Origin of the sequence: Persicobacter diffluens, assembly GCF_036244895.1 — a bacterium.
Taxonomy (GTDB): domain Bacteria; phylum Bacteroidota; class Bacteroidia; order Cytophagales; family Cyclobacteriaceae; genus Persicobacter; species Persicobacter diffluens.
The window spans coordinates 1660948-1687079 of the sequence record NZ_BQKE01000001.1; the positions used below are offsets into that span (position 1 = coordinate 1660948).

Annotated in this window: 29 protein-coding genes; 18 read left to right on the plus strand and 11 right to left on the minus strand. The window is 41.3% G+C overall.

Going from position 1 to position 26132, the window contains the following annotated elements; all coding sequences use genetic code 11:
• Position 1 precedes the first annotated feature (1 nt).
• The 5 genes from AAA970_RS06900 to AAA970_RS06920 all read left to right on the plus strand — a co-directional run bounded on the left by AAA970_RS06900 (position 2) and on the right by AAA970_RS06920 (position 4654).
• Positions 2–391 (plus strand): GtrA family protein, encoded by a 390-nt coding sequence (locus AAA970_RS06900; protein WP_084792842.1) that lies wholly within the window; start codon positions 2–4, stop codon positions 389–391.
• A complete protein-coding gene (locus AAA970_RS06905; protein WP_338236497.1) occupies positions 392–2104 on the plus strand; it encodes an ArnT family glycosyltransferase in 1713 nt (570 codons plus the stop codon).
• Positions 2105–2195: 91 nt separating this feature from the next.
• On the plus strand, positions 2196–3797 hold the full coding sequence (locus AAA970_RS06910) for an OmpA family protein (protein WP_338236498.1): 1602 nt from the start codon (positions 2196–2198) through the stop codon (positions 3795–3797).
• Position 3798: 1 nt separating this feature from the next.
• On the plus strand, positions 3799–3987 hold the full coding sequence (locus tag AAA970_RS06915; RefSeq protein ID WP_053404720.1) for a hypothetical protein: 189 nt from the start codon (positions 3799–3801) through the stop codon (positions 3985–3987).
• Complete coding sequence (locus AAA970_RS06920; RefSeq protein ID WP_338236499.1) at positions 3974–4654, plus strand: DUF7255 family protein; 681 nt, start codon at positions 3974–3976, stop codon at positions 4652–4654. Before AAA970_RS06915 ends, AAA970_RS06920 begins: the two co-directional genes overlap by 14 nt.
• 307 nt (positions 4655–4961) lie before the next feature.
• On the opposite strand, the gene AAA970_RS06925 is transcribed toward AAA970_RS06920, so the two are convergent.
• From AAA970_RS06925 to AAA970_RS06935, 3 genes are all read right to left on the minus strand, one after another.
• Positions 4962–5579: a deoxynucleoside kinase gene (locus AAA970_RS06925; RefSeq protein ID WP_338236500.1), complete on the minus strand. Its 618-nt coding sequence runs from the start codon at positions 5577–5579 to the stop codon at positions 4962–4964.
• Positions 5580–5592: 13 nt separating this feature from the next.
• Positions 5593–6210: a deoxynucleoside kinase gene (locus AAA970_RS06930; protein WP_053404723.1), complete on the minus strand. Its 618-nt coding sequence runs from the start codon at positions 6208–6210 to the stop codon at positions 5593–5595.
• A 440-nt stretch (positions 6211–6650) separates the two neighbouring features.
• Positions 6651–6983 carry a tetratricopeptide repeat protein gene (locus AAA970_RS06935; protein ID WP_338236501.1) on the minus strand — a complete coding sequence of 111 codons (333 nt, stop codon included), beginning with the start codon at positions 6981–6983 and terminating at the stop codon, positions 6651–6653.
• Between the two features lie 207 nt (positions 6984–7190).
• On the opposite strand from AAA970_RS06935, the gene AAA970_RS06940 reads away from it, so the two are divergent.
• The 4 genes from AAA970_RS06940 (at position 7191) to AAA970_RS06955 (ending at position 11038) form a co-directional block, all read left to right on the plus strand.
• Complete coding sequence (locus tag AAA970_RS06940) at positions 7191–7925, plus strand: electron transfer flavoprotein subunit beta/FixA family protein (protein ID WP_338236502.1); 735 nt, start codon at positions 7191–7193, stop codon at positions 7923–7925.
• Positions 7926–7982: 57 nt separating this feature from the next.
• Complete coding sequence (locus AAA970_RS06945) at positions 7983–8954, plus strand: electron transfer flavoprotein subunit alpha/FixB family protein (protein WP_338236503.1); 972 nt, start codon at positions 7983–7985, stop codon at positions 8952–8954.
• A 6-nt stretch (positions 8955–8960) separates the two neighbouring features.
• Positions 8961–9623, plus strand: coding sequence for a bifunctional nuclease family protein (locus tag AAA970_RS06950; RefSeq protein WP_053404727.1), 663 nt, complete (start codon positions 8961–8963; stop codon positions 9621–9623).
• Positions 9624–9721: 98 nt separating this feature from the next.
• Entirely contained in the window at positions 9722–11038 is a 1317-nt protein-coding gene (locus AAA970_RS06955; protein ID WP_053404728.1) for a NupC/NupG family nucleoside CNT transporter, read from the plus strand.
• 324 nt (positions 11039–11362) lie between these two features.
• Here AAA970_RS06955 and xseB read toward each other — a convergent pair whose 3' ends face one another.
• The 5 genes from xseB to AAA970_RS06980 are packed head-to-tail and all read right to left on the minus strand — an operon-like array spanning position 11363 to position 14370.
• On the minus strand, positions 11363–11572 hold the full coding sequence (gene xseB, locus AAA970_RS06960; protein WP_060686184.1) for an exodeoxyribonuclease VII small subunit: 210 nt from the start codon (positions 11570–11572) through the stop codon (positions 11363–11365).
• A gap of 3 nt (positions 11573–11575) precedes the next feature.
• Positions 11576–12877, minus strand: a complete 1302-nt coding sequence (gene xseA, locus AAA970_RS06965) for an exodeoxyribonuclease VII large subunit (RefSeq protein WP_338236504.1) — start codon at positions 12875–12877, stop codon at positions 11576–11578.
• A 40-nt stretch (positions 12878–12917) separates the two neighbouring features.
• Positions 12918–13382, minus strand: a complete 465-nt coding sequence (locus AAA970_RS06970) for a hypothetical protein (protein WP_338236505.1) — start codon at positions 13380–13382, stop codon at positions 12918–12920.
• Position 13383: 1 nt separating this feature from the next.
• Positions 13384–13785 carry a hypothetical protein gene (locus AAA970_RS06975; RefSeq protein WP_338236506.1) on the minus strand — a complete coding sequence of 134 codons (402 nt, stop codon included), beginning with the start codon at positions 13783–13785 and terminating at the stop codon, positions 13384–13386.
• Between the two features lie 39 nt (positions 13786–13824).
• Positions 13825–14370, minus strand: coding sequence for an RNA polymerase sigma factor (locus tag AAA970_RS06980; protein ID WP_420916723.1), 546 nt, complete (start codon positions 14368–14370; stop codon positions 13825–13827).
• Positions 14371–14545: 175 nt separating this feature from the next.
• Between AAA970_RS06980 and AAA970_RS06985 the strand changes: the two genes are divergently transcribed.
• Positions 14546–15142: a 3'-5' exonuclease gene (locus tag AAA970_RS06985; protein WP_338236507.1), complete on the plus strand. Its 597-nt coding sequence runs from the start codon at positions 14546–14548 to the stop codon at positions 15140–15142.
• Positions 15143–15214: 72 nt separating this feature from the next.
• On the opposite strand, the gene AAA970_RS06990 is transcribed toward AAA970_RS06985, so the two are convergent.
• Positions 15215–15436, minus strand: a complete 222-nt coding sequence (locus tag AAA970_RS06990) for a hypothetical protein (RefSeq protein WP_053404734.1) — start codon at positions 15434–15436, stop codon at positions 15215–15217.
• A 143-nt stretch (positions 15437–15579) separates the two neighbouring features.
• Between AAA970_RS06990 and AAA970_RS06995 the strand changes: the two genes are divergently transcribed.
• The 7 genes from AAA970_RS06995 to AAA970_RS07025 all read left to right on the plus strand — a co-directional run bounded on the left by AAA970_RS06995 (position 15580) and on the right by AAA970_RS07025 (position 22882).
• Positions 15580–16626, plus strand: a complete 1047-nt coding sequence (locus tag AAA970_RS06995) for a glycosyltransferase family 9 protein (protein ID WP_338236508.1) — start codon at positions 15580–15582, stop codon at positions 16624–16626.
• Positions 16626–17438: a glutamate racemase gene (murI, locus tag AAA970_RS07000; protein WP_338236509.1), complete on the plus strand. Its 813-nt coding sequence runs from the start codon at positions 16626–16628 to the stop codon at positions 17436–17438. The genes AAA970_RS06995 and murI overlap by 1 nt, the downstream gene beginning before the upstream one ends.
• Before the next feature lies 1 nt (position 17439).
• The gene (locus tag AAA970_RS07005) at positions 17440–18342 is read left to right on the plus strand and encodes a histone deacetylase family protein (protein WP_338236510.1); all 903 of its coding nucleotides are present in this window, start codon (positions 17440–17442) and stop codon (positions 18340–18342) included.
• Between the two features lie 876 nt (positions 18343–19218).
• Positions 19219–20382 (plus strand): transposase, encoded by a 1164-nt coding sequence (locus tag AAA970_RS07010; protein WP_338235692.1) that lies wholly within the window; start codon positions 19219–19221, stop codon positions 20380–20382.
• 147 nt (positions 20383–20529) lie between these two features.
• Complete coding sequence (locus AAA970_RS07015) at positions 20530–21294, plus strand: rhomboid family intramembrane serine protease (RefSeq protein WP_338236511.1); 765 nt, start codon at positions 20530–20532, stop codon at positions 21292–21294.
• 119 nt (positions 21295–21413) lie between these two features.
• Positions 21414–22019 carry an OmpH/Skp family outer membrane protein gene (locus AAA970_RS07020; RefSeq protein ID WP_053404739.1) on the plus strand — a complete coding sequence of 202 codons (606 nt, stop codon included), beginning with the start codon at positions 21414–21416 and terminating at the stop codon, positions 22017–22019.
• A gap of 206 nt (positions 22020–22225) precedes the next feature.
• A complete protein-coding gene (locus AAA970_RS07025; RefSeq protein WP_338236512.1) occupies positions 22226–22882 on the plus strand; it encodes a M48 family metalloprotease in 657 nt (218 codons plus the stop codon).
• Positions 22883–23325: 443 nt separating this feature from the next.
• Here the strand turns inward: AAA970_RS07025 and AAA970_RS07030 are convergent, their stop codons facing one another.
• Positions 23326–23748: a DUF7832 domain-containing protein gene (locus tag AAA970_RS07030; RefSeq protein ID WP_338236513.1), complete on the minus strand. Its 423-nt coding sequence runs from the start codon at positions 23746–23748 to the stop codon at positions 23326–23328.
• 179 nt (positions 23749–23927) lie between these two features.
• Complete coding sequence (locus AAA970_RS07035) at positions 23928–25166, minus strand: nucleoside recognition domain-containing protein (protein WP_338236514.1); 1239 nt, start codon at positions 25164–25166, stop codon at positions 23928–23930.
• A gap of 207 nt (positions 25167–25373) precedes the next feature.
• Here AAA970_RS07035 and AAA970_RS07040 point away from each other — a divergent pair, with 207 nt between their 5' ends.
• Positions 25374–25910: a hypothetical protein gene (locus AAA970_RS07040; protein ID WP_338236515.1), complete on the plus strand. Its 537-nt coding sequence runs from the start codon at positions 25374–25376 to the stop codon at positions 25908–25910.
• Positions 25911–26132 lie beyond the last annotated feature (222 nt).

Below are 26132 nucleotides of genomic sequence, written 5' to 3' on the forward strand. Positions count from 1 at the left end.
TATGAAAGAATTATTCATGAAGCTACTCAAATTCGGAGTGGTGGGCTTCTCAGGACTTTTTATAGATTTCGGCATTACCTATTTCACCAAAGAACGTTTGAAGTGGCATAAGTATGTGGCCAACAGTACGGGCTTTATGGTGGCGGCTTCCAGTAATTATATGCTGAACCGCATTTGGACTTTTGAAAGTCATGATCCGCAAATATTAATGCAATACTCTCAGTTTATTGGTGTTAGTGTGATCGGATTGGTGTTGAATAATATCATTATTTATATTTGTAATGATCGTTTTAAGATCAATTTTTATATCTCTAAAGTTTTCGCAGTGGGTGTGGTGACTTTGTGGAATTTCTTTGTGAATTATTACTTTACTTTTTCGTCTACCCTGTAAATGAGCCTTTTCGATAAATCTAATACCCGGTCTCAGGGGCTGCTAATCTTCTTGGTAGCCTGGTTGATCATTAATTTACTTCAGGCCTGGGCCGTAGGCGTGCATGAAGATGAAGCCTATTACTGGATGTGGTCCCGTTGGATGGATTGGGGGTATTTCGATCATCCCCCCATGGTTGCGCTTATCATAAAAATCGGTAAAGGGTTTTTCAGTGGTACATTAGGTTTGCGTCTGATGACGGTGCTCATGAGTACGACTGCCATTTACCTGTTGTGGGAATTGGTCCAGCCTTATCAGGTGAAATTTGCTCACTTTTGTATGGTGGTGGCCTCTGTTCCGTTGATTCACATTTATGGCTTTGTGACCACGCCGGATGTGCCTTTGTTTTTCTTTGGTGTGCTGTATTTTCATGCGCTGAAGCGCTATTATCAGGAAGACAGCTGGAAAAATGTGTTGTTGCTTGCAATAGTCATCGCCCTGATGTTTTATAGTAAATACCATGCGGTATTGTTGGTGTTTTTCAGCTTGCTGGCCAATTGGAAGTTATTAACAAGACCAAGCTTTTGGGTGACGGCTGTGCTTTCCGTTTTATTGTTGACGCCGCATATTTACTGGCAAATTTCCAATGAATTCCCATCTATCCAGTATCATTTATTTGACCGCTCTAAGGAGCCCTATAAAATAGCGAATACCTATATGTATTTGCTGAATGAGTGGGTGGTCTTTGGGCCATTGACGGCTTATTTCTTATTTAAGGCCGCGCTTAAAGTGAAATTGGAAGGCGATTTTGATCGCGCCTTGTTGGTGAATTTATTCGGGATTGTCCTATTTTTCTTTATTTCCTCTTTTAAAGGTTGGGTAGAAGCACACTGGACATTGGTGGCGACGATTCCATTGGTTTTATTGGCGCCCCGAGGGATTCAATATTTATCAGTGGGAGAATACAAGTGGTTTAAAAATTTGTTTGTGGTCAGTTTAGTTTTGCTGATGACTGCTCGTTTGTTGCTTGCCATTCCGGCAGGTCCATGGTACAGTTTGCCGGCATTGAAAATGTTTAAGGAACGCGAGGAATGGTCTGAAAGGATACAGGAAGTGGCACAAGGTCGTCCGGTGGTTTTCGTGAACGGATTTCAAAAACCTTCTCAATTCGGTTTTTATACAGATGGCGCTCCCGTGGCTTGCCTTACACAGGTGAATTACCGCAAACACCAGTACGATCTTTGGCCCATGCTGGACAGCCTTCAGGGGAAATCCATCGCATTGGTGGGCTATGAAGGGCAGCTTCCTCAAATGCAATCCTTTGATACGCCTAATGGTAAAGTGAGTGTGGGAATAATGGATGATTTTCAATCTCTGGGGAAAATTTGGAGTGAAATCCAAAGTCCGGCGCCTACTTATTCTGCCGGGCAAGAGGTGAAACTGGAGGTTTTACTGACGAATAAATTTGACCGAGCCGTTCAATACCATTTGGATTTGGAAGGGGCGTCTCCGGCCTTATTGCCTACCTTTTGGAAAGAAGGAAAAATAGTTCCGGTAGCGCAGCAGCCGATTCCTCTGGAGCAATTAAACTGGAGACAAGGCGAACAGCGCCTTCAATCTGTGCATATCAAAATGCCTGCGGAAGCAGGAAAATATAAACTGATGATTTCAACCTGTCAGTCTCCCTTTGAAAGAAGATTAAGTGGACGTGCGATAGATGTGGAGATAAAATAGGGGAATTCAACAGGCTTTCTTAATTTTGGTTAAGGCCCAAAATCAACCTATAGATTTGGTATTTTTTCCTTGAAAATTGAATGTTTGGATAATGCTTTTTAAAAATACACTTTTAACCATTGGTTTAACGATAACCGCAGCCACTTTTGCTAATGCTCAAAATTGGCAGCAGGGCCCGCTGAATGAGGAAATAAATTCCATAGTAGATGAGCGTGCTCCGGTACTGTCGCCGGATGGGCAGATTTTATATTTTGTGCGTGCTTCTCATCCTGAGAATGCAGGTGGGAAGAAAGATAAGGGTGATATCTGGCAGTCGGAGCGCATGGCCAACGGCAGCTGGACAGCTCCTGTTTTATTGAAAGGCCGGGTGAATAATGAGCAACGCAATGAGATTCTGGGCCTGAGTGCAGACGGAAAAACCATGTTTGTAAATGATGCCTACCGTCAGGATGGGCGCACGGGAATTTCAGTGAGTCAGTTGGAAGGTGGAGCCTGGTCCGCTCCAAGAGCCCTGGAATTGCCTTATTTCAAAAATGCTTCCAAAGAAATTTCCGGTGCTCTAAGTGCTGATGGCAAGGTGATGTTCCTGTCGATTGAGTCTTTTAATAGTCGGGGAGCAGAGGATTTATATGTTTTGTTCAGGAAGGGCAATGGGAGTTATGGCGATCCGAAAAATTTGGGTTCTGTGATCAATTCCGCCTTTCAGGAAGTGTCTCCCTATTTAGCTCCTGATAATAAAACCCTGTATTTTGCTTCTAACGGATATGGGGGAGCGGGAAGTTTTGATCTTTTCCGTTCTGAGCGTTTGGATGATAGTTTCACCGCCTGGTCAAAGCCGGAGAATCTGGGTCCCGAAGTTAATACCAAGGGGAAAGAAACCTATTTCCGCATTATCAATGAAGGCAAGCAAGGACTGTATGTCTCCACTCAGGATTCGAATGGTTATGGCGATTTAAAGGTTTATACCTTCCCGGAGCCACAGGAAGTGGTGGCGCAGGCTGAAATTCAGGTGGAGGAAGCGACCATTACTACGGAAATTTCCGATAGCCTGAAAGTGTCAGCAGTGCCGGAGGTTAAGGAAGTATTGGGCCGAAGATATTTGCAGTTATGGGTGGTTGATGAAAATAGTAATGAATTAATCGCTGCTGAAGTGGAAGCGGTTTTGGAAGACAGCCTTGCGCAGATCATTATTCCACATGGTCATGAATCTGTGCCGCTGCCTCAGGGAAAGCGTTTGAAAGAATTCAGGATTAAGTCGGAAGGCTATTGGGGGATAGAACAAGCGGTGAATGAACTGGTGGAGGAAGCCGCCTCTGCCTACAGGTTTAAATTAAAGCCTTTAGAGGTGGGGATGAACGTCCGCCTGGATAATATCTTATTCCAAAGGGGAACGGCCATTATGCTGGAAGGTGGAGATGCGCAGCTGGATAAAATGTATGAGTTGCTAAGTGAGAATCCGAATATGGTGATTGAAGTGGCTGGGCATACGGATAACCGTGGAAGCACGGATGCCAATCGTAAATTGTCCTTGCAAAGAGCGGAATCCATTAAAGCTTATCTGGTGGAGAAGGGCATAAAGAAAAAGCGTGTAGAGGCCAAAGGTTATGGATCAGCCAAGCCTGTAGCAGATAATAAGCGGGAAGAAACCAGAAAATTAAATAGAAGAGTTGAGTTTACCATTTTAGCCCAATAAGATGAAACGCTCCAAAATCATTTTTATCGTCTTTGCCATTTTGTTTTTTGCGGCCTTGTTGTGGGTGAGCTATGATATTTCCACCCGCACCACCTGGCCCGGCTCAAAGGGACAATTGAAAGAGCGAATAAAAGAACAATTACAGGAAGACGAAACGGACAGCAGCCAAACTGAAGATGGACAGAAGTAGTAAGATTTTTTACCAATGGATGGAAGAGCATCTGTTGGTCCGGCCACAGACCTTGCCACTGTCGGAAGCCTTGTTGCGAAAGTGGAAAAATTATGAAATGCTGGAGGAGCTATTCAGGGAGATGGGGGGCGTTTCAGCGCGTATTTATGTGCCAAAGGAAATCACATTGTGGACGGCCAACAGAAAGGCCTTGTTGATTGACACTCCTTTGGATTATAACCGATATCGCATGCAGACTTATCGCTCCAAATGGTATGGGGAAAAGATGCCGGAATTGGATGCAAAAGCATTTGCCAGGAATTGCCGCCAGAAGGAAAAGGAATGCCTGAAGTTAGGTTTAGGTCCTGAACAGTGGACCAATAAGCTGGCAGAGCAATATTTTGGAAAAGCAGCCACTGGTGGGGACTTTTTTGGTAATGGTGCGCCTGCATGGAAATTACGGGCATGGACGGCATTACTAACGGATGTTGCTGCTCACGGGCATTTTTACAATCTGCAGCGGGTGAGTATTTACCAATCCGTGATGATGGATAAAAAGTTGCAGCCTTTGGGAAGTATCCTGCTTTTGGGTAAAGAAGTACATGCTGAGAAGATCGCCAAGCTGGTGAAAAGAGGCTGGGGAGAAAGCAATCCTGCTCCCGCACCGGATGATCTTTTTAAAATATAACCCGAATTATTCACCGTTAGATTTAGTGGTTCACTATAAGTGTTTTGTTATCAGGTGTTTTACGGTTAACGCTATCGAATTTTCAATAGCTCAAATTTGGGTATGCTTGCTTTCTCCTCATTCATCTGCTTCCTTGGGAAAAACTCGAAATAGGAAACTATTCCTTCATTTTCCCGCCTAGCAGCTAAACGAGGATTTAAGCATGAATAATCCGGGTTAAAGCATGAATAATCCGGGATAAGGACATAAAAAAGCCGATTTCTACAGTTTGGAAATCGGCTTTTTTGTGCTGAAATGTAAGCTAACATTAGGAGAATAGCCCATGAAACTCCACATCAATGGCCTGGGTGATTTTGGCGAAATCCTCTGGCTTATTTTCATAATCCATCTCATTTACGTTAAAAATCAAAAGCTTGGAATCACTGTATTGACTGATCCATTCCTCATAATTTTTATTCAGGCTTTCCAAATATTGAAGCGGGATGCTTTGTTCGTAATCCCTTCCTCTTTTCTGAATTTGCTTCACCAATTTGGAAATGTCTGCCTTCAGATATATCATCAAATCCGGTGGCTGAATAAAGCGTTTCATATGCTGGTAAACGGCCAGATAATTATCCCAGTCTCGCTGGTTTAAAACACCTGAATCAAATAAATTCTTAGCGAAAATATTCACCCCCTCATCAATGGTTCTGTCCTGGACGGTCGTGCTGATTCTTTCCTTGATGTCAACGGCTTGCTTGAATCGGCTCTTCAAGAAGTACAATTCCAAATGGAAGGCCCATCGCTCCATATCATCATAAAAATCACTCAGATAGGGGTTGTCGTCCACCGGTTCAAATTCTGCCGTCCACCCGTAATGGTGGGCCAGTTTATTGCAAAGGGTGGTTTTGCCTGAGCCTATATTTCCTGCAACTGCAATATGCATGGGTAAATAAATGTTAGGAGAATAAACCGTTTAATTCTACATCAATTTTGTCCACTACCTGTGCAAAGTCTTCCACACGGTTTTCGTAATCCATTTCATTTACATCGATTACTAAAAGTCGGCCCGCATCATAATTGTCAATCCATGAATTGTAATAATTATTCAACGACTGCAAATAGTCTATGCGAATAGAGTTTTCGTAATCCCTTCCTCTTTTCGTAATCTGATCTACCAGCTTTGGAATATCCGCCTTCAAATAAATCAGCAGGTCAGGTGCCTGAATATAGCGTGTCATGGCCTGAAACAGGTCCATATAGTTGGCATAATCACGCTCATTTAAGTTTCCACCTTCGTGCAGGCTACGGGCGAAAATATAGGCGTCCTCATAGATGGTACGATCCTGAATAATGGATTTTCCGCCTTCGCGAATATCCAGAATCTGCTCATAACGCTTGCTTAAAAAATAGACCTGCAAGTGAAATGACCATTGGGACATATCCGCATAAAAATCACTCAAATACGGGTTGTCATCCACGGATTCAAATTGTGGAGTCCAGTGGTAGTGTTTTGCTAATTTTTTGGTCAGGGTGGTTTTGCCTGAACCTATATTTCCTGCTACTGCAATGTGCATTATATACTCTCCCTTTTGAAATTCTTAATTTTTCGGACGGCAAAATAACGCAATAGAATGCTAATAAAAAAGGTTGATTATTTGACCATTTTTATTATCTGAATATATCTGCCTTAAATCCTTCTTCTTCTGTTTGAAGAAAATAGGAGGGAACCGAAAATTTTTCCAATGCCTTTTCTCCCAAAAAAATGACAGCACATAAATTTCTCCTTCAGGATCTGGTTTAAACCAAATGATTCACCCTCAGATTCAATCCCTCTAGTTAAGAGAGCTTGTCCTTAGGCTGTTGTTTCTGGTTTTAAAGTAGTCCTAATCTGGTTAATCGTGCTTTCCTCTCCTTCTTTGGAAAATACCCGAAACAGGAAACTATTCCTTTATTTTCCTTCCTTGTAGCTGAACGAGTCTTTAAGCCGGCTTCATTCGGCTTTAAAAGCAAAAAACTATTCTTCGTCGTACTCTTCAAATAGAAAATTCTGATAGGCATTTTGCAGTTCCCTAAGCGCAAAGTCATCCCCTTGATTTTTGGCCAGTGCAATACCTTCTTCATAAGTGGTTTTCGCCTCTTCCAGCAGTTCCAGTTCTATATATAATTTTGCTGCATGATAATAGGTAGGCAGGTAATTTTTGTGATTTTTTAATAAGTGTTCAAAGTGATTTTTAGCCTTTTGCAGGTCGGATTTCGTATACTCTAAGGCAATTGAATACCAGATAAACGGATCACTTGGATCCTCCTCTTTGAAGGCAATTAATTGCGCTAACCGATCGAAACTCATATCTGAAAATTAGTTTTATTTAAAAATTTTTTAATAAATTAAAGTAAATGAGCTTGCGTGGATAAATTTGAGCTTAAAAAACGAGTGATTTTTTTTATCTTCCTATTCGTCATTTCGTTTCCATAGGTGTGAATTTTGACATACGCTTCTTTTTATTGAAACAATCAAAATCTCAAATAAACTTTAACCCATAAATCACCCGATTTTATGAAAATCCTAGTATGTATTACCCACGTCCCAGATACGACGTCAAAGATTGCCTTTACTGACAATAATACCAAATTTGACAGCAGTGGAGTGCAGTATATCATCGGACCTTATGATGATTACGCCCTGGCCAGAGCCGTAGAGTTGAAAGAGGCACATGGTGGCTCGGTGACCGTTTTGAACGTAGGAACGGCTGAATCTGAGCCCACCATTCGAAAAGCCCTGGCCATTGGTGCGGATGAGGCCATTCGGGTAAATGCCGAACCTACCGATTCTTTCTTTGTAGCCAGTCAAATTGCGGAGGTAGCCAAAGAAGGCTATGACCTGATTCTGATGGGAAGAGAATCCATTGATTTTAACAGCGGGGTAGTACACGCTTTGGTTGGAGAAATGCTGGGCATTGTGTCAGTTTCTCCTGTAATGCGTCTGGAAGTGGAAGGCAATACCGCCACCATGGATCGGGAGATTGAAGGAGGGAAGCAGACCATTCAGATTGATTTGCCTTTTGTGGCGGGTTGTCAGGAGCCGATAGCGGAATGGAAAATTCCTAATATGCGCGGTATTATGACCGCACGTACCAAGCCGCTAAACGTAGTGGAGCCTGTTGGAGGAGAAAAACAGGTGAGGCTGGTGGATTATGAATTACCAGCAGCTAAAGGCGCTGTGAAAATTGTGGCACAGGAAGAGGTGAATGAACTGGTGAAGATGCTACAAAATGAAGCCAAAGTATTATAAACCCGCCTTTCAGAACAACAACCAAACAACCCAAACTTCAAATTAGAATCAATTATTATGTCTGTATTAGTATTTATAGAATCAGATAACGGAAATATAAAGAAAAGCTCATTGGAGGCCGTTTCCTTTGGTGCCGGAATTGCCAAGCAGGAAGGAAGCGCAGTTACCGCTTTAGTATTAGGGCTGGTGGAAGATTCCCAATTGGGCGCTTTAGGCATGGCGGGAGCGAGTAAAATCCTGCATGCCAAGGAAGAAAGATTAAACACGCCGAGTATTATGGCTTATGCTTCTGCGATTTCGCAGGTGTTTGAGCAAACCGGTGCCACCACTTTGGTGTTGGCGCAATCTGCTTTAGCAACTCCCGCGGGCGCCAGAGCGGCGGTAAAAGCAGGCGCGGCCATCGTGTCTAATGTGATTGAATTGCCGGTCGTTGAAGGTGGGCAATTCAAGGTTAAACGCGGAATTTTCACCGGAAAAGCTTTTGAAACCCTGAATGTAGAGGCGGATAAACGTGTATTGGTGGTAAAGAAAAATGCCGTGGAATTGAAAACCGATGGAGGAGAAGCCGTGGTAGAGGAGGTAGCAGTAAGCCTTTCTGATGGAGATTTTGTATTAAAAGTATTGGAAACTCACAAGCAGGAGGGGGATGTTTTACTTCCGGAAGCAGAAATTGTGGTTAGCGGTGGACGAGGATTGAAAGGCCCGGAGAATTGGGGGATTATTGAGGATTTAGCCAGTAGTTTAGGAGCCGCTACAGGCTGTAGCAAGCCGGTATCCGACATGGATTGGCGTCCTCATCACGAACATGTTGGACAAACAGGAATAAAAGTAAGCCCTAATTTGTACATTGCTGTTGGTATTTCGGGTGCAATTCAGCATCTTGCAGGGGTAAACTCGTCAAAATGTATTGTAGTCATTAACAAGGATCCGGAAGCGCCATTTTTCAAAGCGGCAGATTACGGTATCGTTGGTGATGCATTTGAAGTACTCCCTAAGCTTACTGAAGCGATAAAGGCGGTCAAAAGCTAGATTATTTTGGATAAAATCAAACTCGACATCTTAGGTCTTTCCTCCAGCCAGTCCCAGTCAGGTTCTTTTGCCCTGGTTTTGGGAGAAGAAAGTGGTAACCGAAGGTTGCCCATCATTATTGGTATGTTTGAGGCGCAGGCCATAGCCATTGAAATTGAAAAAATTATTCCTAACCGTCCGATGACGCATGATTTGTTTAAATCAATCGGTTATGCGTTTAATTTTACGGTGGTGGAAATCCTGATTTCTGATTTGCGGGAAGGGGTGTTTTACGCCAAGATTGTCTGCAATGATGGCTTGAAAAATATCGAGATTGATGCGCGTCCTTCGGATGCCATAGCGATTGGCTTGCGATTTTCAGCCCCTATTTATACCTATGAGCGTATTTTAGGAGAAGCAGGAATTGTACTGACTGATGAAGAAGAGGACGAAGGTAAGCCCGCTGAAAAGGCGGAGGACTTGTCTTCTTTTGCACCGGCAGACAATCCTACCAGTAAAGCAGATCCGGTACCACCAAGCTCCGGAAGTGTTTCCAGAAGTAGCGGTGGTTCCTCCAAATTGAAAAATACTTCTTTAGCCAAGCTAAATGAAATGCTGGAGAAGGCCATTATGGATGAGGATTATGAAAAAGCTGCTGAAATTCGCGACGAGATTAATAAGCGACAATGATTTTAATTAAAAAGTTCTTAGAAAAAGCTTACTATTCTGTAGTAGGCTTTTTTTGTGCCATAGAATAAATTACCTTTGCCGAAAAATTATATTATTTGATGGAAATTGTACGGGGTTTCGTTGGTGTACTGATCATTCTCGGAGTGGCGGTTGCTTTTTCACGTAATCGAAAAGCGATTGATTGGCGACTAGTAGGATCAGGGATATTATTACAAATTGTGATTGGGGTATTAATCACCCAAGTTCCTTTCGTAAAAAGTGGCTTTGAGTCCGTTAGTGAAGGCTTCGTGACCTTCCTTGGTTTTACAGAAGCAGGAGCGGGTTTCCTCTTTGGCCCCTTGGCAGATGTAGACAGTTCCGGTTTTATCTTCGTTTTTCAGGTACTGACCACCATCGTATTTTTCTCTGCGGTTTCCACTGGTTTGTATTATTTAGGGATTCTTCAAAAGATTGTCTGGGTATTGGCCTGGGTGATGAAGAAGACCATGCGCCTTTCCGGTGCGGAGAGTTTATCCGTTGCCGGTAATATTTTCTTAGGGCAGACAGAAGCGCCTTTATTGGTGAAGCCTTTCATTGCCGGAATGACCAAATCTGAGTTGATGTGTTTGATGACCGGAGGAATGGCGACTATTGCAGGTGGTGTTTTAGCGGGTTATGTGAAGTTTTTGGGAGGTTCTGATCCGGTGGAGCAGGCAAGATTCGCATCCTACTTACTTTCGGCCTCAGTAATGAATGCGCCTGCGGCCGTGGTGATGGCCAAAATTTTATTTCCTGAAGAGCATCATGATCAGATTGATACGGAAATGAAAGTAAATCCGGAATCTGTGGGGGTGAATATCATCGATGCCGTTTCCAGAGGGACTTCAGATGGTTTAGGCCTGGCGATGAATGTAGGGGCGATGTTGTTGTCCTTTATTGCCATTATTGCAGCGATCAACTATATGTTCACCGACCTTTTAGGAGAATGGATCGGTTATACTTCAGATGAAGATGTGTGGATTTCTTTGAATATGATGATCAAAGAAAGTACTAGTGGAGCTTTTGAAGGACTTTCTTTAGAATATTTATTCGGTCAGGTTTTTCGCGTATTTGCCTATATTATGGGGGTGGAATGGAGTGAGTCTTTATTGGTGGGTTCTTTATTAGGACAAAAAACGGCCATTAATGAATTTGTTGCTTACAGTAATTTGTCGGAGTTGAAGGCCGCTGGAGACTTAAGCTCCCGTGCGATTATTATCTCCACTTATGCCTTGTGCGGATTTTCCAACTTCTCCTCCATTGCGATTCAGGTAGGAGGTATTGGGGCATTAGCGCCATCTCAGCAAGCAAACCTGTCAAAGTTGGGTTTGTTGGCTTTATTAGCGGCTTCTCTGGCTTGTTTGATGACCGGAACAATGGCAGGTATTATTTTGTAAATTTTAAAGCTTAAACCAGAAAAAGGCGAAATGTGGAGTAATCCCGCATTTCGCCTTTTTTTTGTCCCCAAAATTTTGTGAGGGGATGGTTTAACCCGGATTTTTCATGATTAAATCCTCGTTTAGCTGTAAGGCGGAAAAAATGAAGAAATTTTTCCTATTTCGAGTTTTTTCCAACGAAACAGATGAATGAGTAGAAAGCAAGCCTGCTCCAGTTTGGGCTATTATAAATTAAAGAAAATAAATTATAATAAACCGAAAGTAAGCCACTTATGCTTAGCAGGTAAATTTAGCGGTGAATAATTCGGGTTAATTGGAGAATTGTCAGTCCTCTTCCGGATCTTCATTCAATTTTTCCAACGCCTTATTCAATTTTTCTTCAGAGCCTCTAAGCTTGGACTGGCAAAATTTTAAGAGGGTGGCCGCTCGTTCTACCATGCCGGCCAATTCATCGACTTCCGGATTTTCTTGTTCCATTTTCTGGACAATCCCTTCCAGTTCTTCCAGGGCGGATTTATAGCTTTGTGTTTCCATATTTTAATTCACTGTACTTTCAATGGTATAATTGGCTGTTCGGGTTTGAATGACATCACCTTTCTCTGGTTTATTTTGCTCAGAGAGCACTTTTCCACCAAAGGTGGTCATAGAATAGCCGCGTTTTAGTAATTTTTTAGGATCGAGTAGTTGTATGTTTTTTTGTAACCACGCTAATTTTTGTTCTTCTTTTTCGATAATCAGCTTTGGCGCTTTTTTAAGCCGATCCCTGAGGCTTTCCAGTATCAGGTTTTCCTTTTGGAGACTCAATCCTGCTTTCTGTGGAATGATGCGGTATAATTGCTCCAGATACTTTTCCTGCGCCCGGATATGCCCCGTTGCTGAAATCTGCAACTTATTACTTAGAAACTGGAGTTTGTCCTTGTCCTGTTGAAGGCGTTGGGCAGCATTCTGGCTGATGGTATTGACCAGATTGAGCACATTTTCTTCATAGCTTCGGAAGCCTTCAATCAGGAATTCTGCTACAGCCGTCGGTGTCTTCAGTTTGGTATGCGCCACCAAATCAGCAATGGTCTCATCCCGTTCATGTCCAATTCCGGTGAGCACCGGAAGTGGAAATTGGGCAATATGTGCACAAAGATCGTAATCGTCGAAACAATCCAGATCCGTTTGTGCTCCACCACCACGGATGATCACCACCACATCGAATTCCTCCACCCGGTCATAAATACTCATTAATGCCTTTATAATACTTTCCGGAGCGTTTTGTCCCTGCATCACCGAAGGGAAGAGTCTGCCCGTGATGGAGTAGCCGTAAATGTTATTTTTGATCTGATTTCTGAAATCCCCGAAGCCGGCCGCATTTTCCGCACTGATAATGGCGATGCGTTGCGGAACAGTGGGCAACAGGTGTTCTTTATTTAAATCAAAAATACCATCGGCCTGTAGCTGATCAATGGTTTCCTTACGTTTTCTGGCCCTTTCTCCAAGCGTATAGTTGGGGTCCAGATCCAGAATATTGGCAGAGATGCCATAAACCTCGTGAAACTGTACTTCTAACTTCACCAGCACTTTCATGCCATTGGCTAAATCAGAGCCGGTGTGTGTTTTAAACCAGGCGCTTAGATTCCGAAAGGTATAGGCCCAAATAGTGGCCCGAATCTGAGCTAAAAACTGCGATCCCTTTTTTTCTACCAGATTCAAATAACAGTGTCCTGCACCGTGTATCCGCATTTCGGCAATTTCTGCTACGACCCAATAGCTGGGGGCCATGCTACGTTGCAATACGGATTTGATTTCCTGATTGAATTGGGAAAGACTAATATGGGATTTGACTTTTTCCATAGGCGCCCAATTTAAGCATATGGGCACCGCTGATCAAGTTTTACTTGTTGCGGCTTCCGCCTCTTTTACGGTTTTCCGCATTCTTTAATAATTTTCTTCTGAATTCCGCCTCTAGTATCGGTACTTGCAGGGCGATGCCGGCGTCTAAAGCTTCCGCCATTTCGCTCAGGTATTTTTTTTGAATATCCACTTCTCTGGTTTTTAGCTCAAATACTTCCTGCAGGCCCTGTTCTTCTTTGTCGGCATAATTGCCCGTTTTAATGTCCTCAACCAGTCGGCGCATTTGTCTGCGCAAAGTTTCGGCTTCCTTATTCATTTTATTATAAACAGGCCAAAAGACTTCTGCATCCTGACTGCTCAGGTCAAGCTGTTCCGTAAAATAAGCCACTTTATAATTGTGTATTTTCTCCCGGTTATTACCCTGGGCAAAGCTCAGCTGTATCGTGCTACAGAACATTAAAACGAAAATCGTTTTGATGCTATTGGTTATAAATTGACGTTTCATTTTAAAAAATGTCATTGGTATAGTGAAAGTAATCGATTTCATATTGTAAATCCTCCTCCGTGATTTTCATTTTCAGATCCTGCTCCTCCATGGGTAGTGATTGGATCAATTCCTGTTCTTCAATATCCAGCCCAAGGGGCTGATTTTCTTCTCGCAGATAAGCATAAACTTCTTCTGGGGAGAATTCGGGTGTTGTCAGTCGCTGGTGACCAAAAGGCCAGCTGATCAGCAGGGCCAGCGTTGCGGCAATGCTGATGGAAGCCGCCACCCTGATGGCAGGATAATCCCATAGGGAGGGTTTTTCCTGCTGATGAATGCGCTGATCAATTTTTTCCGCTAATTGATTAAAATACCCATCCGGAGTGGAGTAGGGGTTCTTTTTGGGAATATCTGAAAGTTTCATAATGCCTTTATTGCTTTGAGGTTTCTAATCATCAATGGTTTAATGCTTTTCCAGTTGGGCTTCAATTTTTTTTACCGCATGATGGTAGTTCGCTTTGCAGGCGCCCACGCTTTTTTCGGTAATGCGTGCAATGTCCTCATATTTCAAATTCTCATAATATTTCATATTGAACACCAACTGTTGTTGCGGTGGAAGTCCTAATATAGCCTTGTGCAAGATCCTCTGAATTTCATCTCCATTAAAGGTGTTGCTGTGATCTATTTTTTGAATAAGCTCATTTTCCGCCTCCATCCAGGGCAGAAAGTGGCGCTTTTTCTTTTTGCGTAAAAAGTTGAGGCATTCATTACTGGCAATTCTATAAATCCAGGTAAAAAGGGCGGCATCTCCACGGAATTGGTCAAAATTCCGGAAAACCTTTACAAATGTTTCCTGCGTAAGGTCATCCGCATCCTCATGATCCACCACCATTTTTCTGATGTGCCAATACACCCTTTCCTGGTAATTTTCCACCAACTTGCGAAAGCCCAGCTCTCGCAGGTTGCATTGCTCAGATTTAAGGTGATAGAGGAGTGTTTCTTCTTTCAATGGAATATAAAAAATGATTTTTCCTTGGATGCGTTCAAAGTTAAAAGGTTTAACAGGCCAACTCAAAAAAATCAATTTTTCTTTTTTGTTATAGGGCAGGAGGTGCTGTTAAAGGAATGCTCCTTTTTGGCAAGGTGTTTGAAATCAGTTAATTGTAAACATCAAAACCAAAACAATGATTGATTTCAGCGCATATCTAAACGGAGAGAAAAAAATTTCGAAAGAGGAAGTTAATGAATTGCCATTGTGCAGATACGAAGGGAAAATCGTGACGGTGTCCAGTCGGGAAGCATTAATGGAAGCCGTAAAAGATTTAGCGCAATATCATCGTATAGGTTTCGATACTGAGACGCGACCATCAACCCAAAAGGGGTTTTCCAATAGTGTGGCATTATTGCAATTGTCTACACCCAAAACTGCTTATCTGATTCACCTTCACAAAACCGGTTTTCCCATAGAACTACAGTGGTTAATGAGTAGTGCGGATCACTTGAAAGTGGGAATTGCGCTCTTAGATGATATCAGAGGTTTGCAGGAATATGCTGATTTTGAACCTCAGGGTTTTGTGGATTTAGCGGAGGTGGCAAAAGAGAAAGGTTTTCAACAAACCGGAGCAAGAAATTTAGCGGGTATTTTGATGGGCGTTAGAATTTCCAAAACGCAACAAACTTCAAATTGGGAGAAGTATCCCTTGAGTCAGGGGCAAAAATTTTATGCGGCTACAGATGCTTGGTTAGGCCCGGAATTATTGCAGCGATTCGAGCAAATTTAAGTTATAATAGTAAAGTAAAAGAATATACTAAAGGCGACCAATTTGGTCGCCCTTTTTATTGTATCAGACAAGTCAGGAAGTGTGGTAATCGTATGCAACGATTCGGACGCACAATTTTTTTTCCAAGTTTTGTACTTTTTTCAATTCCTCATCGGTTAACTGGGCGGGTTTTGGAGGGGTATAGTAGGCCAAAAGCGTTTTGCCTGTTTCTTTTTCCAGCGCTTTGATTTTTTTCAGATCTTTCTCGGATAAATAATCCGCATACTTTCTTTCGAATTCCGGTAAATCTTCCATGAAATTGAATGGTTATGGTGTTGATAATGTTTGTTTGATTATTGTTCTATCATAATATTCGAGTTGCGGAAGTTTTTTGTTTTCACATCGGGATTTTTATTTCCTAACCTGATTGATCAGAAATTTCCTGTATATTTGACGCCATGAATCAGAAAAATCCCAAATTTTTGGTCATGCAGTCCGCATTTATAGGAGATGTCATTCTCACCACGGCTGCATTGGAAAAATTGCATCTATATTATCCCCACGCACAAATCGATTTTTTAGTAAGAAAAGGCAATGAAGGCTTGGTGAAAGATCACCCTTTCTTAAAAAAAGTATACGTTTTCGATAAGAAAGGTGGGAAATTCAAAGAAATGCGACGTTTGATCAGTGAGATCAGGGCGGAAGAATATGATAAGGTGATTAATTTCCAGCGCTTTTTCTCATCCGGATTGATGGCGGCCGCATCCGGTGCAAAGGAAATCATTGGTTTTAAAAAGAATCCATTGTCCAGTGCATTTGATGTGAAAGGGGAACACCACTTTTCCAGTATGGACTCGGACTATTATATACATGAAGTAGAACGGAATCAGGCTTTGTTAGCAGCTTTTACTGATGATGAAAAAAATCAGCCTAAGCTGTATCCCACTAAGGAGGATTACGAAAAAGTAGCACCTTATAAAAACAGCGATTATGTTTGTATGGCGCCTACCAGCGTTTGGTTTACTAAGCAGTTTCCTGCGGAGCGTTGGGTGGAATTGATGGATAAAATGCCTGCAGATCTGACGATTTATCTTTTAGGAGCTCCTTCGGATAAAGACGTTTGTGAGCAATTAAAAAATCAGGCTAGGCATCCCCATATTGTGAACCTGGCAGGTGCTTTACCTTTGTTAGCATCGGCGGCATTGATGAAAGATGCTTTGTTGAATTATGTGAATGATTCAGCCCCCATGCATTTATGTTCAGCCATGAATGCCCCGACGGTGGCGATTTATTGTTCTACCGTTCCGGCTTTTGGTTACGGGCCCTTGGCGGATTTTAATCGCATCGTAGAGGTGGAAAAGCCTTTGGAGTGTCGACCTTGTGGCGTTCACGGGCATAAAAAATGTCCGAAAGGACACTTTAAATGTGGTTTTGATATTGAAATGAATGCTTTGCTGAAAGCTTTGGAGGAAGCGAAAGCCTGGCGTTCTGATTTAATGGCGTAATGGATAATAAAAACCAACCAATTGGCATTTTTGATTCTGGTATCGGAGGGCTGACAGTGGCCAAGGCGATCAAAGAAGTGTTGCCTCAGGAGCGTATTGTTTATTTCGGGGATACAGCACATTTGCCCTATGGGGAAAAGTCTACGGCGGCCCTGCAGGCTTATGCCATTAAGATTTGCAATGTGCTGTTGAGCATGTCCTGTAAAATGATCGTGATTGCCTGTAATTCTGCCTCTGCCGCGGCTTTTGATTTGGTGAAGGAGTATGTAGGCTCGAAAGCGGTGGTGATGAATGTGATTGACCCGGTGGTGGATTATGTAGTAGAGCATTATCCGGATCAAACCGTAGGGCTCATCGGTACGCGCCAAACGATTTCCTCCAATATTTATCGCCAGCGAATACACCATTTCCAAAAAGGAGTTAGTCTGAAATCATTGGCGACTCCTTTATTGGCGGGTATGATTGAAGAAGGCTTTCACCATAATCAGATTTCTCGCTCGGTGATTAATGAATACCTGAGCCAAAAAGAGTTGGCGGACATTCGTTCTTTGATTCTGGGTTGTACTCACTATCCTTTGATCAAGGATGAAGTGGAGGACTTTTATAAAGGGAAGGTGGATGTGATAGATTCCCCGGCGATTGTGGCAGCCGCTATTAAGGATAAATTACTTGAACAGGGGATTCTAAGGAATCAGAAGCCGGCTCGTCAGGATTATTTCATGGTGTCGGATTATACCCAGTCTTTTGAAATGAGTTCAGCCCTGTTTTTTGGTGAAAGTGTTCAGCTCAACAAATACCCGCTTTGGGAATAATATGCTCAAAATTGCCTTTGATCAATCTTTTATTTTGCCACTTCCGGAAGGTCACCGGTTCCCCATGGCCAAATATGAATTGCTTCCCCAGCAGCTGTTGTATGAAGGAACGGTAAAAGAAGAGAATTTTTTTGTTCCTGAAATAGATGCTAGCCCATGGATTAGTCAAACGCATCAGGCTGATTATTTGGAGCGATTGGTCTCTGGAAAACTAAGCAAGGCCGAAATTCGTCGTTCCGGATTTCCATGGAGCAGAGAAATGGTAGAACGGGAATTTTTACTGGCTGCCGGTACGGTACAAGCCACGAAATTTGCTCTGAACTACGGCCTGGCCATGAATATTGCCGGAGGAACGCACCATGCTTATTCAGACCGGGGAGAGGGCTTTTGCCTCTTAAATGATCAGGCGATCGCGGCTCAATACCTTATTCAGGAGAAAGGATTCACGCGGGTATTAATTCTGGACCTGGATGTGCACCAGGGAAATGGCACAGCGGAAATTTTTCAAAATGAAGATAGGGTCTTTACTTTTTCCATGCATGGCGAAAAGAATTATCCGATGCATAAGGAAAAGTCTGATCTGGATGTGGCATGCCCCGATGGAATGGAAGATGCCGCCTACTTAGCTTTGTTGGAGGAAAAGCTGTTGGAGGTACTGGATACTTTTCGTCCAGAATTCGTTTTTTTTCAATCCGGGGTGGATGTGCTGGCTTCTGATAAATTAGGTCGACTGGCCTTAAGCATGGACGGCTGTCGGCGTCGGGATGCCATGGTGTTGCAAAATTGTTATCAAAGAAGTTTGCCTGTCATGATTTCCATGGGTGGCGGCTATTCCGAGAATGTATCCACCATTGTTAATGCGCATGCGAATACTTACCGTTTGGCTCAGGAAATTTATTTTTAAGCCGAATTAATAGGCTCAGATGTAGTAAATACTAAATCGTCTATTGTGAGGGTGTTGTGATTGATTTTGCTGATTTTTTAGCCGTTTAAATTTGCGGGACGATTCTTTCTCTTCAATCATCGGCTTTGTTAGGAAAAATTAGAGGTAGGTAAAATTTTTTCATTTTTCTCAATTTCACGGCTTTTCCTAAAACATTCAAATGAAGAGATCTTAGTAAGATCCAGTTCCATAAGAGGTTCTTTTTGGTTTGACTGCTTGTTAATAGTCAGGCTACGGTTTTTTACGGTAAAGACTTTATAAGGCAAAATCTATTTTTATCAACAGTCGGTCTTGGTCAATTGGTGAAAAACCAACGACGATGCTGCTGAAGAGATTTATCCTATCATTATTTTCTTCTATTTTCTCCCATTATCAATTATCGCCTTGATGGATTACGGAAGAAGGTTTGGTGACTCTCCGGAATTGATCATCGCCTTGATTTTTGCTTCCTTTTTTATCAACGAAGCTGAAGAAAAAGCGAGCTTGCCCAAATTGGGGTAGTCAATAAATTAGGAAGTGTAATCTTATTGTGTTGAAAATGAGTAGTCTGAGTTGGGTTGATGAATTTGGCGGGGAATAACTCGGCTTAAAGATTGGTTAATAAATAAAATGTATTGAATAGCCGATAGAGTTTTTTATGAGAAAGCCCTTTTTGCGCCTTTTAGCTGCAAGCGTATATAAGCATGAATAATTCGGCCTAAGTCAGATTACAATACTCCGTAGAGTTTTGAGCTATTGTAAAAAAAATGGTGACCTGTATATTTGTATCGCCAAACACCAACATACTAAGTCACCATCAAGAGCATCGAAACACTCCTAGCGCAAATATTCCATAAAATGTTAGACATTAACAAATGGGAGAGGGATTTCATGATAGAAAATTTGAAAGGACTACTGTCTTTCCGTGGTCGTAATAATTTCACCAACATGAGTCGGTATCTGCGGTACAATGAGGCCACGATTAGATCATGGTATGAAAAATATTTCAATTACCTTTTTTTCAATATTGAGCTCATTAAGACACTTAAAGATGAATTGCGCATCATTGCCTTTGATCCAAGTTATGTTTCCAAAAGTGGTCAACTCACCCCAGGTTTAGGGTACTTTTGGTCAGGCTGCGATAATTCAACAAAAAGAGGTCTAGAAATTACTGGAATAGCAAGTGTTGGCCTCGAAAGTAAAACCGCAATGCATTTAGAGGCCCATCAAACCTTTAAGAGTGAGGACGAGTCATTTAATTTGCTGACCTTTTATGCCAATTTGATTTTGTCAAATGTTGAATTGTACAAGCAAGTATCAGATAGTGTGGTTGTTGATGCTTACTTTTCGCGCTTTACATTCGTCGATCCAATAGTAGAAAAAGGGTTTATTGTCATTAGTAAATTGGCTAAAAACGCATTTCTTCGTTACAGAAATACCGAACCACCTACCGGAAAAAGAGGGCGACCCAAGGTCTATGGAGAAAAAGTGAAATTTAATAATCTTGACCAAAGACACTTTACACTATGTTTCAAAAATGAAAACTCGGAGGCTTTCGAAGCAGAGGTTCATAGTAAAAGTCTTAAACGATGGATCAAGTGTGTGGTCGTCGTTACTGAGCTTGACAATGGGAAAACCAGACGAGAAATTTTATTCAGTACAGACATTAATCAAAGCGGTTCCGCAATAATTGAGCGTTATCGACTTCGATTTCAAATTGAGTTTCTATTTCGAGATGCCAAACAATTCACCGGTTTGACTCACTGCCAAGCAAGGAGTAAAAATAAGATACATAATCACATCAATATGTCCCTAACGGCGGTGTCCGTGGCAAAAGCGCTTCACTATTTTGATAATAAAACCGAAGAAAAGGAACCCTTCTCATTATCAAGTATTAAGATGCTATATTTTAATCGAAACTATATCCAAAGAATATTTAAAGGGTTCGGGATTGCCCCCGAACCGTACAATAATTCAGAGCAAATGCTCCAAATAGAGAGATTTGGCTGTATTGCGGCCTAATTCTTTACGGAGTATTGAGATTAGAATGAGTGATGGAATGTACTTTTTAAGTCATTTATATAAAATCTTTTTGTTTTGTCCCTTTGGGAGAATCCTTTCAGGAATGATTACAGTTTATTAAATAGAATTGTAAATAAATATGAATCCATGATCGAGCAAGAATCCAAAATATTTTACAAAAGCCTGATATATACATTTGGCTTCGTTTCTCTATTGTGGGTAGTTCGGATTTTTGAATGGATAATGGGTCTGGACTTGGGCTTTTTGGGTATTTTACCCAGAACACTGAATGGTTCTATTGGGGTTATTACCTCTCCATTAGTGCATGGTGGATTTATGCATTTGTTATCCAATACTTTTCCCTTACTGGTTTTGGGTATTGGCCTTTTTTATTTTTATGAGCAAATCGCCAAACAGGTTTTCATCTGGATTTATCTGGTGACAGGTCTTTGGGTTTGGATGATTGCGCGTAGTGCCTACCATATTGGAGCCAGTGGGGTGGTGTATGGCTTAGTGGCTTTTATGTTTTTTTCGGGTTTGCTGAGAAAAGATTCGAAATCCGTTGCCATTTCTTTATCCGTCTTTTTTCTATATGGAGGGATGGTTTACGGGGTGTTGCCTACAGATCCTTCCGTTTCCTGGGAAAGTCATTTATTAGGTTCTTTTGCAGGTATAGTGGCCGCCATTCACTATCGGAATGTACCAGTCAGAATGTTGGATGGAAGTATTCCTACACAGGTAGTACATTCAGAGGTAGATCCAGCGCCTAAAGATCTGTTTGAAACTAAGGAAGTTCCCTTTTTTTATAACGCTTCAGATAATGTGAACTATCAGTATTCCTTTAAGTCCAAGGTTAAGTCCCAAAAAAACATTCCTCCCACCACACCCCATGCTGGGAATGAAGAAAGTTAAAAGCTTTCAGACTCTTGTAAAAATTACGGTGGTATTTTAAATAAGGGACTTTTTTTATTATTATTGCCCTCTCGATTAGGTGCGGGGCGCACCTTATTTTTAATACTAAATGATTAACCGTGAAAAATTTCAAGTTGGCAATTAATGGCCTTTTGGCAGGTGCAGTATTATCTTTATACGCGTGTAACCAACCGACTACCCCCGCTGGAAGCACTGCCGAAGTAGCCTCCGTAAACGCTTCTTCTGCCGCTGCTGCAGGCATGAAAGTAGCTTATATCAATACTGATACATTATTGAACAACTACGGATTTTTTAAAGAGAAGCAAGATGATCTTGCCAGCAAGACCGAGAAATACCAAAAAGAATTCCAAAATCGTGCGGAAGGCTTACAGAGTGAGTTTGAAGCGTATGATAAGACCCGTGGAAGTCTGACCATCAATCAGGCAAGATCTAAAGAAGAAGAATTAATGCGTAAGCGTGATAATTTGGCGCAATACGAAGCTTCATTGAATCAGACCCTGGCAATAGAACGTAACCAAATGTTGGCAGAATTAGACTCTGTAGTTACGGATTACTTGCAGAATTATGGTTCATCCAATGCATATGATTTGGTGTTGACCTATACAAAAGGGTCCGGCGTACTTTATGCTAATCCTAAGTTTGATATTACCAATGAGGTATTGAAAGGCTTGAATACTGAGTTTGAAGCCAGCAAGCAAAAATAATTGAACGGCAAAGTTCATTGAAAAGGCTCCCATTTGGGGGCTTTTTTTATTTATTTGGTTTTTATTGTACTATACATATTGAAACAATCCATGTTCACGTTACATTTTATTATATAGAGGGATAAAATTAATAAAAGTGAATATTTTATGCTCCATTCTAAATTTGGCACCACCCTTGTGTATTATAAACTGATATTTAATCGCATATGAAAATACTGTATTTAATATTTCTTTGGGTGAGTTTATTTGGATTCAATGGGGCTTCTGAAAAGAAGAAGCTTGCAAATGAAGGCGTTGCCGTGTCTTTAGAAGAGCAAATGTTGGGGAATAAAATTATTCCAGAAGAAATACTAGATATAGTGGAGGAGGTGATGCCGCAGTATCCGGAATTATGGGATACGCCGATTGAGTTTAAATTCACCAGCATAAAAGGAATGACCATGTGTGCGCAGCCCAAAGCCTCTGTTCTTTACAGGAGTACGGATAAACGTGGATATGTGATAAAAATGAGTAATAATGCAGATCCACTGAATGGAATGGTAGTGGCTGAAGCCCCCAGAGAAGTTTTGGTTGGTCTTATAGCCCACGAACTGGGGCATATTATGGATTATCAGCATAAAAGTAAATTGAGCATGCTGAGATTTGGTATTGGGTATGTTTGTTCCAAAAACTTCATGAGAAAGGCAGAGTATGCCGCAGACAGTTTTGCTGTTTCGAAGGGCTATGCCGCTCACGTTACCGCAATAAAAAATTATGTAATCGGGACGGAATGCTTTCCGGAGTCCTACAAAGATCGCTTGAGAAATTTTTACCCTTCCCCAGAGCAAATTGCTGTTTTGGAGGAGGAGTTTTTGGTGAAGTAGATAATGAGTTTAAAAATGAATAGGTTATAACTGAAAAAGCCGACAGTTAATGTCGGCTTTTTTGTTTCTTATGTTCTATTCTTAAGCTAAATTATTCATTCGAAATCCTCCTTTAATTGTTAAGCGGGAAAACTGAAGGAATGGTTTCCTGTTTTGGTTTTTCCAGCAAAGCAGATGAATAAGCAGGACATAAGCCCATTCAAATTTGAGCGATTTGAAATTCAAGCATGGCGATATCAAAGGGTTGTTATCGCATTTTTTAGCTGGACTATCGGAATCTAACAATGAATAAATAATGTGAATGAAAGCAAAGTGTGCGCCTAAATTAAGCTATTTTCAATCGTTCCCCACGATTAAGATAGGGCGGAATTATTGGTAAAAAAAATCCCCAAATCGCCTCAGATAATTTAAATTAAGCCGGACCGTATGCTTTAATTATACCATTAGCCTTTTGACCACATTTGGAATTTGTGATCCATTAAATCTGAAATTTTCTTGTAATTTCTCCAATTATCCTGAACGTGGTAAATGGAGGGTAATCCATTGGCCAGAACACTCTCATAATCCTTGAGAAACTCACCTGATGCATAATAATAATCAGCAAAGCTTTTGCCTTTTTCGTTTAAAAGATCATGACTTAAAGCACCTCCCCAAATTTCGCTTAAAAGCATAGGAGAGAGTTCCCTTAGTTTAAATCTGAAGATTTCTGTTTCTGCTTCTTCTTCAAAATATTCTGAATACAGTTCCTGATCAATGATCCATCCCATAAACATCCCTATATGTAGATAGGCATTTTCTATGGGTAGGCTTTCCGGAAATTTGTTCAGAAAGTGAAATTTTGCATGGTCAAATAGGTCGTTTTGCATGGTTGAATCTGCAAAAATTGTGTTGGGTACCATAGGCAGTATATTTACTACTTTATAAACGACTCATTATTAATAAGTTCAAATAAAGTAGTTCTATAGGTCAACTAATGGGCTAAATGAAAGAATTTCTTACGAATAGAAAATATAATAAATATTTATGCCATTCACTTCGAATTTGGTCAAACTTGATGAAAAAACAAATAGGCAATGAATATTGCGGCAATAATTCCAACAAAATCTGCTATTAGTCCACAAGTGATGGCATATCGTGTTTTACGAATATTGACTGCCCCAAAGTAAAGCGCCACTACATATAAAGTAGTTTCTGTGGACCCCTGCATTACGGATGTCAGTCTTCCTACAAAAGAATCGGGACCGTAATTACTCATGGCTTCCACCATGAGTCCACGGGCTCCTGATCCGCTCAGGGGTTTCATCAGAGCAGTAGGCAGGGCTGGTAGAAAATCAGCGTTTACGCCTATCATTTCAAAAGCCAGGCTCAATTGGTCAATTACAAAATCCATTGCACCTGATGCCCGGAATGCACCAATGGCCACCAGCATGGCCACCAAATAGGGGATAATTGCCACTGCAATCCCAAAAGACTCTTTTGCCCCTTCTATGAAGGCTTCATACACATTCACCTTTTTTCTCCAGCCAAAGGCCACGAATAAGGTAATGATGGTTAAAATGATCGCATTGGAAAAAATACGACTGTAAGTAGAAAGTTCTTCAGGACTTAGCAATGAAAAATAATAGAGCAGTCCCAGGATGAAAGCTGAAACTCCTCCCAAATAGGCCAATATGGTCGGGTGAAATAAATTGATCTTTTGATAAATGGATACCGCTATCAAACCGGCCAGCGTGGAAAGGAATGTCGTTAATAGAATTGGTATAAAAACATCAGCCGGATTGGCTGCCCCCATTTCCAGTCGGTAAGCCAATATACTCACCGGAAGGATGGTTAGCCCAGAGGTGTTCAAAACCAAAAACATGATTTGAGCATTGGAAGCGGTATCTTTTTGAGGATTGATTGATTGTAAACCTTCCATTGCTTTTAATCCCAAAGGTGTGGCGGCATTGTCCAGTCCCAGCATATTGGCAGAGAAGTTTAATAAAATGGGCGTGAGAACAGGGTGGTTTTCAGGGATTTCCGGGAAGAGTTTTCTAAAAAACGGGCCAACAGCTTTATTGACCACATTTATTAAACCGGCTTTTTCACCAATCCTCATGAGCCCCAGCCAAAAAGCCATGATACCGGTGAGCATAATGGAAATTTCAAATCCGGTTTTGGCCATCTCAAAGATTTTGTCCACCACAGCCGAAAAAACCTCATAGTTTTGAAAAAACAGGGCTTGAATAATGGCGGAGAGAAAGGCCAATAGAAAAAGCCCAATCCAAATGTAATTTAAAATCATAGATTGAAATGCTCGGGTATAAAAACACAAATTAAGCAAAGGAATTTTTAAATCCGTCTTTCTTTCAGGCTAAAGAAGAATTGTTTTTCTTTGTGCAATGCGTAGTGACCCGTGATTTCGGTTTTAATGAAGGGAGTTTTTTCCGCTTAGGGAGAGTAGTGTTATTTAAATATGGACTGGTTTCGCATTTTAGTAATAATTTAAGACATGAGGAAGATCGTTTTTTTTGGCCTGATGCTCGGGCTTTTTTTCAGATGTAGTTCCATTGATGATCCGCAGTTTAGCCCTGTGGAAGTCAGCAGAATGATGACTAATGATTCCATCAAATACTGGACTGCAGTACAGTATTTGATAGATGGGGCTCCGGCTGCATTGGATACCTGCAATGCAAATACCTTAATTGGAAGTGATTTTGTTTTAAATGCCAAATATGATGAGTTGCAGGAAGATTTCGGTTTTGAACTTGAAAATCCATTAGGGTATTGGGTGAAGAGCACGGAGGATTGCCCTGATTTTGAATCAGATTCCATTGCCATTATGGGGGTTTGGAATGTGACACACCGATCGGAATATCAGCCCTTTGTTTCTGATATTTTATTAGAATATTCCGTGGATACTATTCGGACTGAAATGAAAATTCTGGATTTAACCTCGAATAGAATTTCGGTGGAGTATTTCGATAAAAGAGTGGGGGAAGGAGGGGCAAATGTCCGACTGGATTTTATTCACCAGCAGGGAAGATAAAAATAATTGTTTTAACCGGGTTTTTAATCCGGTTTTTTTGTGTCTTTTCCATTCTTAAAAAGGAAACTGATGGATCTTTTGGGGATTTTAAATACAAATTTGGTATTTCAAGTATTCAATTACATTTTTGCGGATTGATTGTACTTTTTTTCGTTATATTCTTATAAAAGAGAATTAAAGCCTGGTCAATTGTTGTTTTTGTGTCAGGTGAAATAACAGAAC

Excerpts from the sequence above, each read along its gene's own strand:
- AAA970_RS06900 (WP_084792842.1), top strand. The coding sequence starts at position 2 with ATGAAAGAATTATTCATGAAGCTACTCAAATTCGGAGTGGTGGGCTTC.
- AAA970_RS06905 (WP_338236497.1), top strand. The coding sequence starts at position 392 with ATGAGCCTTTTCGATAAATCTAATACCCGGTCTCAGGGGCTGCTAATC.
- AAA970_RS06910 (WP_338236498.1), top strand. The coding sequence starts at position 2,196 with ATGCTTTTTAAAAATACACTTTTAACCATTGGTTTAACGATAACCGCA.
- AAA970_RS06915 (WP_053404720.1), top strand. The coding sequence starts at position 3,799 with ATGAAACGCTCCAAAATCATTTTTATCGTCTTTGCCATTTTGTTTTTT.
- AAA970_RS06920 (WP_338236499.1), top strand. The coding sequence starts at position 3,974 with ATGGACAGAAGTAGTAAGATTTTTTACCAATGGATGGAAGAGCATCTG.
- AAA970_RS06925 (WP_338236500.1), bottom strand. The coding sequence starts at position 5,579 with ATGCATATTGCAGTTGCAGGAAATATAGGCTCAGGCAAAACCACCCTT.
- AAA970_RS06930 (WP_053404723.1), bottom strand. The coding sequence starts at position 6,210 with ATGCACATTGCAGTAGCAGGAAATATAGGTTCAGGCAAAACCACCCTG.
- AAA970_RS06935 (WP_338236501.1), bottom strand. The coding sequence starts at position 6,983 with ATGAGTTTCGATCGGTTAGCGCAATTAATTGCCTTCAAAGAGGAGGAT.
- AAA970_RS06940 (WP_338236502.1), top strand. The coding sequence starts at position 7,191 with ATGAAAATCCTAGTATGTATTACCCACGTCCCAGATACGACGTCAAAG.
- AAA970_RS06945 (WP_338236503.1), top strand. The coding sequence starts at position 7,983 with ATGTCTGTATTAGTATTTATAGAATCAGATAACGGAAATATAAAGAAA.
- AAA970_RS06955 (WP_053404728.1), top strand. The coding sequence starts at position 9,722 with ATGGAAATTGTACGGGGTTTCGTTGGTGTACTGATCATTCTCGGAGTG.
- xseB (WP_060686184.1), bottom strand. The coding sequence starts at position 11,572 with ATGGAAACACAAAGCTATAAATCCGCCCTGGAAGAACTGGAAGGGATT.
- xseA (WP_338236504.1), bottom strand. The coding sequence starts at position 12,877 with ATGGAAAAAGTCAAATCCCATATTAGTCTTTCCCAATTCAATCAGGAA.
- AAA970_RS06970 (WP_338236505.1), bottom strand. The coding sequence starts at position 13,382 with ATGAAACGTCAATTTATAACCAATAGCATCAAAACGATTTTCGTTTTA.
- AAA970_RS06975 (WP_338236506.1), bottom strand. The coding sequence starts at position 13,785 with ATGAAACTTTCAGATATTCCCAAAAAGAACCCCTACTCCACTCCGGAT.
- AAA970_RS06985 (WP_338236507.1), top strand. The coding sequence starts at position 14,546 with ATGATTGATTTCAGCGCATATCTAAACGGAGAGAAAAAAATTTCGAAA.
- AAA970_RS06990 (WP_053404734.1), bottom strand. The coding sequence starts at position 15,436 with ATGGAAGATTTACCGGAATTCGAAAGAAAGTATGCGGATTATTTATCC.
- AAA970_RS06995 (WP_338236508.1), top strand. The coding sequence starts at position 15,580 with ATGAATCAGAAAAATCCCAAATTTTTGGTCATGCAGTCCGCATTTATA.
- murI (WP_338236509.1), top strand. The coding sequence starts at position 16,626 with ATGGATAATAAAAACCAACCAATTGGCATTTTTGATTCTGGTATCGGA.
- AAA970_RS07005 (WP_338236510.1), top strand. The coding sequence starts at position 17,440 with ATGCTCAAAATTGCCTTTGATCAATCTTTTATTTTGCCACTTCCGGAA.
- AAA970_RS07010 (WP_338235692.1), top strand. The coding sequence starts at position 19,219 with ATGTTAGACATTAACAAATGGGAGAGGGATTTCATGATAGAAAATTTG.
- AAA970_RS07015 (WP_338236511.1), top strand. The coding sequence starts at position 20,530 with ATGATCGAGCAAGAATCCAAAATATTTTACAAAAGCCTGATATATACA.
- AAA970_RS07025 (WP_338236512.1), top strand. The coding sequence starts at position 22,226 with ATGAAAATACTGTATTTAATATTTCTTTGGGTGAGTTTATTTGGATTC.
- AAA970_RS07030 (WP_338236513.1), bottom strand. The coding sequence starts at position 23,748 with ATGCAAAACGACCTATTTGACCATGCAAAATTTCACTTTCTGAACAAA.
- AAA970_RS07035 (WP_338236514.1), bottom strand. The coding sequence starts at position 25,166 with ATGATTTTAAATTACATTTGGATTGGGCTTTTTCTATTGGCCTTTCTC.
- AAA970_RS07040 (WP_338236515.1), top strand. The coding sequence starts at position 25,374 with ATGAGGAAGATCGTTTTTTTTGGCCTGATGCTCGGGCTTTTTTTCAGA.